At 69.0% G+C, this 10,619-nt stretch carries 12 protein-coding genes and 1 pseudogene; 5 read left to right on the top strand and 8 right to left on the bottom strand.

Annotated features, from left to right (window positions below; genetic code table 11):
* Positions 1–298 precede the first annotated feature (298 nt).
* Positions 299–1,345, top strand: coding sequence for an aldo/keto reductase (locus MOQ72_RS38730; RefSeq protein WP_242190939.1), 1,047 nt, complete (start codon positions 299–301; stop codon positions 1,343–1,345).
* Between the two features lie 42 nt (positions 1,346–1,387).
* Here the strand turns inward: MOQ72_RS38730 and MOQ72_RS38725 are convergent, their stop codons facing one another.
* A complete protein-coding gene (locus tag MOQ72_RS38725; RefSeq protein WP_242190938.1) occupies positions 1,388–1,951 on the bottom strand; it encodes a TetR/AcrR family transcriptional regulator in 564 nt (187 codons plus the stop codon).
* A gap of 101 nt (positions 1,952–2,052) precedes the next feature.
* Here MOQ72_RS38725 and MOQ72_RS38720 point away from each other — a divergent pair, with 101 nt between their 5' ends.
* Together MOQ72_RS38720 and MOQ72_RS38715 are read left to right on the top strand one after the other, a co-directional pair.
* Positions 2,053–3,105, top strand: a complete 1,053-nt coding sequence (locus MOQ72_RS38720; protein WP_242190937.1) for an aldo/keto reductase — start codon at positions 2,053–2,055, stop codon at positions 3,103–3,105.
* 82 nt (positions 3,106–3,187) lie between these two features.
* Positions 3,188–4,207 carry an oxidoreductase gene (locus MOQ72_RS38715; RefSeq protein WP_242190936.1) on the top strand — a complete coding sequence of 340 codons (1,020 nt, stop codon included), beginning with the start codon at positions 3,188–3,190 and terminating at the stop codon, positions 4,205–4,207.
* A 46-nt stretch (positions 4,208–4,253) separates the two neighbouring features.
* On the opposite strand, the gene MOQ72_RS44915 is transcribed toward MOQ72_RS38715, so the two are convergent.
* Both MOQ72_RS44915 and MOQ72_RS44910 read right to left on the bottom strand, forming a co-directional pair.
* Entirely contained in the window at positions 4,254–4,565 is a 312-nt protein-coding gene (locus MOQ72_RS44915) for a response regulator transcription factor (protein WP_277955324.1), read from the bottom strand.
* Between the two features lie 33 nt (positions 4,566–4,598).
* Positions 4,599–4,793, bottom strand: a pseudogene (locus tag MOQ72_RS44910) (response regulator); the annotation flags it as partial.
* A gap of 23 nt (positions 4,794–4,816) precedes the next feature.
* Between MOQ72_RS44910 and MOQ72_RS38705 the strand changes: the two are divergent.
* Both MOQ72_RS38705 and MOQ72_RS38700 read left to right on the top strand, forming a co-directional pair.
* Positions 4,817–5,554, top strand: a complete 738-nt coding sequence (locus tag MOQ72_RS38705; RefSeq protein WP_308198049.1) for a serine hydrolase domain-containing protein — start codon at positions 4,817–4,819, stop codon at positions 5,552–5,554.
* Between the two features lie 201 nt (positions 5,555–5,755).
* Positions 5,756–6,082: a hypothetical protein gene (locus MOQ72_RS38700; RefSeq protein ID WP_242190932.1), complete on the top strand. Its 327-nt coding sequence runs from the start codon at positions 5,756–5,758 to the stop codon at positions 6,080–6,082.
* Between the two features lie 22 nt (positions 6,083–6,104).
* On the opposite strand, the gene MOQ72_RS38695 is transcribed toward MOQ72_RS38700, so the two are convergent.
* The 5 genes from MOQ72_RS38695 to MOQ72_RS38675 all read right to left on the bottom strand — a co-directional run bounded on the left by MOQ72_RS38695 (position 6,105) and on the right by MOQ72_RS38675 (position 10,572).
* On the bottom strand, positions 6,105–6,581 hold the full coding sequence (locus MOQ72_RS38695; RefSeq protein WP_242190931.1) for a hypothetical protein: 477 nt from the start codon (positions 6,579–6,581) through the stop codon (positions 6,105–6,107).
* Complete coding sequence (locus MOQ72_RS38690) at positions 6,578–8,008, bottom strand: ATP-binding protein (protein WP_242190930.1); 1,431 nt, start codon at positions 8,006–8,008, stop codon at positions 6,578–6,580. Before MOQ72_RS38690 ends, MOQ72_RS38695 begins: the two co-directional genes overlap by 4 nt.
* A complete protein-coding gene (locus MOQ72_RS38685; protein WP_242190929.1) occupies positions 8,005–8,691 on the bottom strand; it encodes a response regulator in 687 nt (228 codons plus the stop codon). Before MOQ72_RS38685 ends, MOQ72_RS38690 begins: the two co-directional genes overlap by 4 nt.
* 130 nt (positions 8,692–8,821) lie before the next feature.
* Positions 8,822–9,646, bottom strand: a complete 825-nt coding sequence (locus MOQ72_RS38680; RefSeq protein ID WP_242190928.1) for a phosphatase PAP2 family protein — start codon at positions 9,644–9,646, stop codon at positions 8,822–8,824.
* A 182-nt stretch (positions 9,647–9,828) separates the two neighbouring features.
* Positions 9,829–10,572 carry a helix-turn-helix domain-containing protein gene (locus MOQ72_RS38675; protein WP_242190927.1) on the bottom strand — a complete coding sequence of 248 codons (744 nt, stop codon included), beginning with the start codon at positions 10,570–10,572 and terminating at the stop codon, positions 9,829–9,831.
* Positions 10,573–10,619: the final 47 nt, after the last annotated feature.

Here is a 10,619-nt window from a genome sequence, read left to right as displayed (position 1 = left end):
TTTTCCCCCCCCCCGGCCCCCCCCCCCCCCCCCCCTTTTTATAAACCAAACCGGGGTTAAAATGGGGGGGGGGTGGGCCCCCGCCCCCCCCCCCCCAACTCCCCCCCCCCCCCACGCAGCAGCGGCGCGGAACGGGTGGAACGGTTGCTGATCTCTCCGAAGGCACGGCGCAATGTCGAACTAGTCGGGACGCCGCCCGCAGGGCCATGGCCGAAATGCGCTGCCGATGGTTCGCACGCCTCCGGTGCGGGGTAGCCGTGCGCTACGCCGGCGTTCGGCACGATTGGGAGGGACCACCATGGAGTACAGGCAGTTAGGACGGTCCGGCCTTTATGTGTCGGTGCTCGCCCTGGGCACCATGACCTTCGGGGGCAAGGACTTCTTCGGCACCTTCGGCGACACCGACGTGGCGGGCGCCAAGCGCCAGATCGGCATGTGCCTCGACGCGGGCGTGAACCTGATCGACACCGCCAACATGTACTCGGCCGGTGCCGCGGAGGAGATCCTCGGCAAGGCCATCGCGGGCGCGCGCGACCGGGTGCTGATCTCCTCCAAGGTCCGCCTGCCGATGGGCGACGGCCCGAACGAGGAGGGCCTGTCCCGCCACCACATCCTGTCGCAGGTCGAGGGCAGCCTGCGCCGCCTGGGCACCGACTACCTCGACATCTACCACGTGCACCAGTGGGACGGGCTGACCCCGCTGGACGAGACCCTGGAAACGCTCGACACCCTCGTGCACTCCGGCAAGGTCCGCTACCTCGGCGTCTCGAACTACTCCGGCTGGCAGTTGATGAAGGCGCTGGCCGTCGCCGACCTGCACGGTTACGAGCGCTTCGTGAGCAACCAGATCTACTACTCGCTGGAGTCGCGCGACGCCGAGTACGAGCTGGTACCGCTGTCCCTGGACCAGGGCCTCGGCATCCTGGTGTGGAGCCCGCTGGCGGGCGGGCTGCTCTCCGGCAAGTACCGGCGCGGCCAGCAGGCGGCCGAAGGTCGGCACCTCACCGACTGGAACGAGCCGCCGGTGCGGGACGAGAACAAGCTCTACGACACCATCGAAACCGTCATCGACATCGCCGCCACGCACGACGTCTCGCCCGCGCAGATCTCGCTGGCGTACCTGCTCGCGAAGCCCGGTGTGACGGCCGTGATCATCGGCGCGCGCAAGGACGAACAGTTGGCCGACAACCTCGGCGCGGCCGACGTCCACCTGACAGTGGAAGACATCGACCGGCTCGACAAGGTGAGCGCCCCCGTCCTGATCTACCCGCACTGGCACCAGGCCAACCTGGTGTCCTCGCGCTTCAGCGAAGCGGACCTCGCCCTGCACGCACCAGCCAGGTGACCGACCCGGTGGAACGCGGGCACCGCACGGCCGCAGCGGAACTCAGCGCGCGGGGCGGAAGCCGTCGATGGCCAGGTCCATGATCCGGCGTGCCTGGGCCTTGCCCTCGTCGTCGGCGCCCACGCGCCACATGAAGCCCATCAGCAGGAGCACGTCGCCCGGATCGAGCCCGGCGCGGACGCTGCCGTTGTCCTCGCACGCTTTCAGCAGGACGCTGACCGCCCCGATCACCGGCGCGTAGGTGTCGTTGATGATTCGCTGCGCCGCAGCGGTGTGCAGCGCCTCGCCCAGGCCGTGCTTGAGCCGGACGTAATCGGCGAGCGTTTCAAACCAGCTCCGGAACGCATCCAGCGGCGCGTGCTCGGCGAGCAGGTCGTCCACCTGGTCGACGAGCTTGCGCACGTCGTGCTGGTAGACCGCGAGGATCAGCGCCTCGCGGGTCGGGAAGTGCCGGTAGAGCGTGCCCGCCCCGACACCCGCGCGCTTGGCGATCACGTTCAGCGAGGTGGCGCCGTCCTGCATGAACGCATCGTGCGCGACCTGCAGGATGTGCTCCCGATTCTGCAGCGCGTCGGCCCGCATCGACGTCTGTCGGCCCTCGGCCACGAGTCCCTCCCGAGAACAACTTGCCAACCGGAGAACTCTCCGATACGGTTCGGTGGCATCCGGAGAGCTCTCCGAATAGTCTCCCAACTCTAGGAGCGACCGTGCGTTACATCAAGCTCGGCAACACCGGTTTGGACGTCTCCCCCATCTCGATCGGCGCCATGACCTACGGCGAGCCCGGCCGTGGCCACCCGGTCTGGTCGCTCGGCGAGGACGAGAGCCGTCCGCTGATCAAGCACGCGCTCGACGCGGGCATCAACTTCTTCGACACCGCGAACATGTACTCGCAGGGCTCCAGCGAGGAGATCCTCGGTCGCGCGCTCCGGGACTTCGCCGACCGCGACGACGTCGTCATCGCCACGAAGGTGCGCCACCCCATGCGGCCCGGCCCCAACGGCAAGGGCCTGTCCCGCAAGGCGATCATGACCGAGATCGACCACAGCCTGCGCCGCCTCGGCACCGACTACGTCGACCTCTACCAGATCCACCGGCTCGACCCGGACACCCCGCTGGAGGAAACCCTGGAGGCCCTGCACGACCTGGTCAAGGCGGGCAAGGTGCGCTACCTCGGCGCCTCTTCCATGCACACCTGGGAGTTCAGCAAGGCCCTGCACCTGCAACGGGCCCACGGCTGGGCGCGGTTCGTGGCCATGCAGGACCACTACAACCTGCTCGCCCGCGAGGAGGAACGCGAGATGATCCCGCTCTGCCTCGACGAAGGCGTGAGCACCATCGTCTGGAGCCCCCTCGCGCGGGGACGGCTCGCCCGCGCCTGGGACGAGTCGAAGAGCACCGCGCGTGCCGGATCGGACAACTTCGCCGACATGCTCTACCCGCCGCTCACCGAAGAAAGCGATCACGCCATCGTGGATGCCGTCGGCGCTATCGCCGAGCAGCGCGGCGTACCGCGCGCCCAGATCGCTCTGGCCTGGCTGCACAGCAAGCCCGTCGTCGCCGCCCCGATCGTCGGCGCGAGCAAGACCTCCCAGATCGACGACGCGGTCGCCTCGCTCGACATCGAGCTGACCGACGAGGAGATCCGCACCCTTGAGGCGCCCTACACCCCGCGCTACGACTTCCAGGGCATCTCCGACGACGCCGCGTTGCAACGCATCATGGCCCAGATCCCAGGTTTCAGCCCGGCTGGCGCATGAGAACGCCGTCCTGGCAAAGGAAATCTCGGCTCGGCGCCTATTCATCGAGCCGCCCAACCACGACTACAACGGAAGCCATCGCATGACCACGACAACTCCGCAAACCCCGCTCGGATCAGGTTTCGGCCCGGCCAGCACTGCCACCGATGTGCTCACCGGCATCGACCTCACCGGCGAACTCGCCATCGTCACCGGCGGCGGGTCCGGGCTCGGCGTTGAAGCCGTGCGCGCACTGCGCGCCGCCAACGCCGACGTCATCGTCCCAGCACGCGACCCCGATCGAGCAGCGGCAGCCCTAGCCGGTATCGACGGCGTCGACATCCGCGCGATGGAGCTGATGGACCCCGCGTCCATCGATTCCTTCGCAGAGGGAGTCCTCGCCGACGACCGCTCGATCGACGTCCAGATCAACAGCGCTGGCATCATGGCCGCCCCGCTCGTCCGCGACTCGCGCGGCTACGAATCGCACTTCTCCACCAACCACCTCGGCCACTTCCAGCTCACCGCGCGGCTCTGGCCGCTGCTGGCGCGCGACGGCGGTGCGCGCGTCGTGTCGGTCTCCTCCTGGGGGCACCGCAGGTCCGACATCGTCTGGGACGACCCGAACTTCGAACACACCGAGTACGAACCTCTGCTCGGCTACGGCCAATCCAAGACCGCAAACATCCTCTTCGCCGTCGAACTGGACCGGCTCGGCCGCGAGCACGGCGTCCGCGCGTTCTCGGTGCACCCTGGCGGAATCGTCACCCCACTCGCCCGGTACACCAGTGACGAACGGCTTCGCGCGATGGGCGTACTCGACGAGAACGGCGCGCCCATCCTGGACCCGTCTCGCAACCTGAAGACTCCGGAACAGGGCGCAGCTACCGCGATCTGGTGCGCGACGAGCCCACAACTCGACGGTCTTGGCGGCGTGTATTGCGAAAACGTCGACATCTCCCCGATCTCGACCGTTCCGCGCGACGCCACCCCGCTGGATTCCGGCTCCCACGGTGTGATGCCCTACGCCGCCGATCCGGACGCCGCCCGTCGACTTTGGACACTCAGCACCGAACTCACCGGCGTGCACTTCCCCGCCCAGGCTGTGGAAGCACCCCGCTGACTACGTCCTTCTGGGTGGTGCTGCGCAATTTTCGCGAGAAATTGCGTCACCGCGGCGGTGGCTCGTTCGACGACATGGGCACGATCAGGCCGGTTTCGTAGGCGACCACGACGGTCTGTGCCCGGCTGGTCAGCTCCAGCTTGGCCATCATCCGCTTGACGTGCGTCTTGACGGTCGCCTCGCTGAGCACCAGCCGCTGCGCGATCTGCGCGTTGGTCAGACCGTTGCCGACCAACCGCAACACCTCGGTCTCCCGCGCGGTCAGGGCCGCCAGCCGCGGTGCCTCGACGGTCGTCGTCCGGTGGTGCTGGGCGTAGGTCTCGATCAGGCGGCGGGTGATCCGCGGCGCGATCAGCATGTCGCCCGCCGCGATCGTGTGCACCGCGGCGATGATCCGATCCGGTGGGGTGTCCTTGAGCAGGAAGCCGGAGGCACCTTCACCGAGTGCGGAGTAGACGTACTCCGCGATGTCGAACGTGGTCAGCACGATCACGCGCGGCGGGGTCTCGCCGGACGACGCCAGGATCTGCCGGGTGGCCGCGATCCCGTCCAGGACGGGCATCTTGATGTCCATCAGGATCACGTCCGGGCTGGTGCTCGCGGCCGTACCTGTTCACCCAGGAGGGTTTCGAGCAGAACCGGTTCAAAACGCTGCAACCGGCGGAGCTCGTTGCGCTGGCGATGCGCAGCAAGCCGGACTTCCCGCCCGGTACCAGCTGGAAATACTCCAACACCAACTACATCCTGGCCGGGATGATCATCGACCGCGTCACCGGCCACAGCTGGCAGGACGAGGTGCACGACCGCATCATCGGCCCGCTCGGACTGCGCCACACCTACACCCCCGGTACATCCCCGTTCGTCCCCGACCCGCACGCCATCGGGTACGAGCGGTTTCCGCTGGACGACTCGGAGAACCCGTCGTTCGGACCCACCATCGACGCGACGGCGCTCAACCCGTCGTGGGGCGGTGCGGCCGGTGAGATCATCAGCACCACCGACGATGGGAACCGGTTCCTGCAGGCCCTCGTCAGCGGCGAGGTGCTGCGTCCCGCCGAACTCGCCGAGATGCAGCAGACGGTGCCCGCGCCGCCGTTCGAAGCCGCGTGGCCCGGCGTGCGCTACGGACTCGGCCTGATGTGGATCCCGAACTCCTGCGGCGGCGCCTGGTCGCACGGCGGTGACATCCACGGCTTCAAGACCCGCAACGGCGTCACCCCCGAGGGCACCCGCAGCGTGGTGGTCTCGATCAACACCGACTCCATGGTGCCGGAACCGGGCACACCAGCCCCGCCCGAGGACGTGACGATCGATCTGATCGACCACGCGCTCTGCGGCACCAGCTGACGCGACGCGAGGACGGGAAGCGGCGATTTCGCGCGAAGTCGCCGCTTCCCGTGGGCAGCGGGTGGCGATTTCGGAATCCGGCACATCGGTACGGGTTTTTCTGTTACGTGGTCATGACTTCGCGCGGACGGGCTGTGGACATCCCGCTGGCAGCTTCGGGCTGGTGATCGAGCAGTTGGACACCTCACCGAGGAGGATCCGGTGCCAGCATTGGGGAAAAGCGGAGTCAGGCGGATCGTGGTGATCTCCGCGGTACCGCTCGCCGCGGCAACAGCGGCGGCCGCACCTGGGCAGGCCGAACCGGATGCGCACGCGCTGGCGTGGCATTCCGGTGCCACGACGGGTTGGCCAGATGCCATCGGCACCGAGGTGGAATGCCCGGTGCCGGACTACGCCAACCCGCACGGCAAGATCCAGTTCGTGGTGAGCCCTGCCCAGAGCCAGGGTGGCATCGCCTACCCGTTGGACAGCGGGCGCGGCGACATCACGGCTCGCCGGGGCATCGGCTACGGCATCCAGAGCTTCTGAACCAGCGCCGGACCAGCAGGGGTCAGGCGAAGAGCGGACAGGTCTGCGGCCCACGGCTTCGCCCGTGCCCCACGAGGGTCACCGAGCCCAGACCGCTGGCCCGGCCGGGCGTGTCGATGATCGCCGTGCACACGATCTGATCAACGGCCATTGTGGACAGTCCTGCCACATCGGTGGACAACGTGACAACCATGCTCGGCGAGTCGTGCGCAAGCTCGATCGGCGCGGCATCTGGCGGGATCTCGGTCGTGAACCCCTGTGCCCGCTCCTCGGCGTTGGGCCCAGCCGCGAGCAGGGCGAGTGCCGATTGCTGACCGGTGGGGCGCAGCACCGGCATGAGCTTGCCGTTCAACACCAGGTAGAACCCGACCCCGTCGGGTCTTTCAGCCGGGGCGGGCGCGCCGGGGATGGCTGCGCTGGGCCGGACCCCGCATCCGGCGCTGACGGCGAGCAGCGCGGCACCGGCCAGCAGCGCGCGGGAAATCCTTCGTCCGGTCACGATTGACCTCCGGAATCACGTGGCAGGCCAAGGGTGAACACCGCCCCGCCGTGCGGATCGTTGGCCGCCACCAGGCTGCCGCTGTGCAGCCGGGCGTTCTCCCACGCGATGGCCAGGCCGAGGCCGCTGCCTTCGGACCGGGTCCGGGCCGTGTCCGCCTTGTAGAACCGGTCGAACACGTGCGGCAGCACCTGCGGATCAAGCCCCGGCCCGTGGTCGCGGACCTCGACGGAAATCCAGTCCGGTGCGGTCCGCAGTCGCACCGACACCGGTGCGGCGCCGTGCTTCAGCGCGTTGCCGACCAGGTTGGCGATGACGACGTCCAACCGGCGCGGATCCAGGCGGGCCACCACCCCAGACGGCAGGTCGGTTTCCACCGCGTCGAACCACCCGCGCCTGCGCAAGGTCGCGCGCACCACCTCCGCCACGTCGACGTCGTCGAGCGCGAGGGTCGCCGCGCCGGAGTCGAACCGGCTGATCTCGATCAGGTCGTTCACCAGCCGGGTGAGGTTGTGCGTCTCCTGGCTGACCAGCCGGGCCGCCTTGCCCGCGTCCGCGGGCAGCCGGGGCGCTTCGTCGTCCAGGACATCGGTGAGCGCGGTCATGGCCGCCAGCGGAGTGCGCAGTTCGTGGGACACGTCGGCGACGAAGCGCCTGGCGTCGGCTTCCATCCGGCGCAGCTCGCCGACCTGTCGTTCCAGCGCCTCGGCGGTGGTGTTGAAGGTTCGCGCCACGTCGGCCAGTTCGTCGGAACCGCGGACCCGCAACCTCGTCGTCAAATCCCCTTCGCCCAACTGGTGCGCTGCCTGACGCAGCTCGCGCACCGGCCGCAGCACGCTCCTGGCGGCCAACAGCGCCAACAACATCGCGAACGCCAGCGCCGCCCCGCCGGTGAGCCACGCCAGGAAGGCGAGCCGGTCGATGATCTGCTGCTCGGGAAACAAGCTGCGCACCGAGTAGACCTCCAGGCCGGACGCCTGCATGGTCCGGTTCGGCCAGGTGACCATCAGCGGGGTCCCGACGATCAGGGTCGGTTCGCCGCGCCAGGAAACCCGTTGCCAGACGACGTAACCGTCGCGCACCGTCTGCCGCAGTTCCGGTGGGAACGTGTCGGGATCCAAGTTGCCCGAAGACCTCCGCGCACCGTAGACCGCGACCGCGGTGTCCTGCCGATCCGACAGGGTTCCGGCGATCGCGTCGAGCTGGGCCTGGCTCGGCGGCAGGTTCCGCACCGGCAAGAACCCCCGGACCTGGTCGACCAGCGACAAGGCGGCGGTGTCCTGGGCTTTCTGCAGGATCACCTCGCGGGCTTGGACGTAACTACCGCCCGCTACCACCGTCGCGGTGGCCAGCACCAGCAGCGCGAAGGCGAGCAGCAGCCTGACGCGCAGGTCGCGCGCCCGATCGGCGATCCAGCGCCAGTTCACAGCGGTCCGAAGCGGTAACCGAAGCCGCGCACCGTCTGCACGTAGACCGGCGTCGCAGGATCGTCCTCGATCTTCGAACGCAGCCGCTGCACGCAGGCGTCCACCAGCCGCGAGTCGCCGAGGTAGTCGTGCTCCCAGACGGCTTCCAACAACTGCTGGCGGCTGAGCACCCGACCCGGCGAACCGGACAGTTCGAGCAGCAAACGCAGTTCGGTCGGGGCCAGGCCGATCGGCACCCCGGCCTTGCGGACCACCAGCGCGGCCCGGTCGATGGCCAGGTCACCGTGCTGCGCGAGTTCCAGGTGCGCCGGGGCCTGCCGCGCCTGGCCGTCGGTCCGCCGCAACACCGCGCGGATGCGCGCCTCCAGCACCCTGGCCCGGACGGGCTTGACCACGTAGTCGTCGGCGCCCGCCTCCAAACCGGCCACCACGTCCATGTCGTCGTTGCGGGCGGTGAGCATGATGATGGGCAGATCCGCGGTGGCCCGGATCCGGCGGCACACCTCGAAACCGTCCACACCGGGCAGCATGAGGTCGAGCACCACGGCATCAACACCGGACAGCGCATCGAGGCCCTGCTCACCAGTTTCCACGGCGTGCACGACGTGCCCCTGCCTGGTCAACGCGAGCTGGAGGCCATCGCGCACCGCCTGGTCGTCTTCGATCAACAGCACCCGAGACATGACACCAACTATCGCAACGCGGACGGCAAGATCGTCGTTGAACCCCGAACCTCGGCCCCTGTCCGCCTGCTCGGCGGTGTACGGCTCGTGTGGCACCCACGCTGCCGCCAGGAACGAGGTAGGCGCCGGTCTAGCGCAGCAGGACCAGCATCGGCGCTACGGCCAGCATCGTGCAGCCGCTCGCCGCCGCCATCGCGCTGAACACCCCACCGCCGGGCAGGACCACAGCCACCACCAACGCGATCAGCCCGCCTCCCGCCCAGACGAGCCCGCTGAGCCCGGCATCCCGCGCGTCGTAGCGGTGCGTCAACGCAGCGGCCAGGCAGGACAGCGCGGCGGCCAGCAGAACGGCCCCGACGACGTCGCTGAACCGGTGCCACCCCGTGATCATGGTCGCCGAGGCGATGACCGAGACACCTGCCACACCGGGCACGGCGACCCACCGACGAGCCCGGCCAGGCAGCACGAGCAGGAACGCGAGCAGCAGGCCCATCGCGACCGCGGCATGGCCGCTGGGAAAGCTGTTGTGCGTGGTCGAGCCGTCGACACCGAGATCCGGACGCACTACCAGCAGCTTGAGCACCCTGGCGATACCGACCGAGCACAGCACCGCCGCGACGCCCGCCACCCCGGCCAAGAACCGTTTGCTCAACGCCCCCACCAGCAACACCATGCCGAGCAGCACGACCAACACCGCCGGGTCACCGAAGTAGGACAGCACCGTCTTCGCGGGCTCGACCAGCGTGGTCTGCTGCTCGTACCCGCCGCCGCGCTCCGCACGGGGCACCAGCCAGCCGTCCAGTCGCTGACCGTCGCGCGTCCAGACGAACACCAGGCAGGTCAGCCCCAGGGCGACCAAGTACCCGAGGGCGGCCCCGAGCAGGCGGCGGTGGCCCCGCAGCGGTCCCGACCGTTCCGGCACCGTCCGAGGGCTGGCGGCATGCAGCGTGTTCACCTGCTCGATAATCGGCCGAGCAAGTCCGGACGGCATCCGCACCATGTCATCGTTGCGTCACAGTCCAGTGCGCCGGTGGCGCGGCCAACGTCCGCGCTGCGGACTTGCGACCAGCGGCTTTCCAGCACGCACCTGGTCGCGCGGTGGTCGAGCTCCGGTGCCGCGACCGCATCCAGGAGCTGTCAGTACCGCTCGGCGTACCGGGTCGGGGATTCGCCGAACATCTCCTTGAAGTCCCGGACGAAGTGCGCTTGGTCGGCGTAGCCGAGCTCCGCCGCCAGCGATGCCCAGTCTGGTCCTACACCGGTGGTCAGCCGTTCGGTCACTTCGTGCAGGCGGTACCGGCGGATCACCCACTTCGGGCCGATGCCCACGTACTCCGCGAACAGCCGCTGCAACTGCCGGACGCTCGTGCCCAGGTCCTGCGCAAGCGCATCGACCCTGGTGATGCTCGGATTCGCCGCGATCTCCGCCACGATGTCGGCGGCCTGCCGCGCCCTGGGGTCGGACTCGGGCCAGTGCGCTCTGAGGAACCGCTCGACCGCGACCACGTCCAGCGGGTCCGGCAGGTCCGGGCCGAACACCTCGCGCGCGTCGATCGACCGGTCGGTGATCGTGGCGACCGACGCGCCGAGGAACGGCCGGAAGCAGCCGGGCCGGAACGCCACCCCGAACACGCCGTCGCGGCCTTCCAACACCCTGATCTGGTGCCCGCTGGAGACGCCGTTGACGGTCGCGGCACCGCCGCGGAACGTCAGGTGCACGTTCGGATAGGGCACGATCAGCTGCCGGTAGGGCTCGCGGTAGTCCCAGGAGACGACCCAGAAGCGCTCGACGTACCCGGCCAGGTCCGGCGACGGGGTCGGGAAGGAGTGGCGTTGGAACTTCCGCCACGCACTCCCGAGTTCGCGGGGGTCCCTGGTCACGCCGGGAGTCTATGTCGCGTTTGTTCAAGACACCCCCCGCGCGCCGT

Source organism: Saccharopolyspora soli, from assembly GCF_022678645.1.
Lineage (GTDB): Bacteria > Actinomycetota > Actinomycetes > Mycobacteriales > Pseudonocardiaceae > Saccharopolyspora > Saccharopolyspora soli.
Note: the sequence above shows the minus strand (reverse complement) of the source record. Positions and strands in the feature narration are given on the sequence as shown.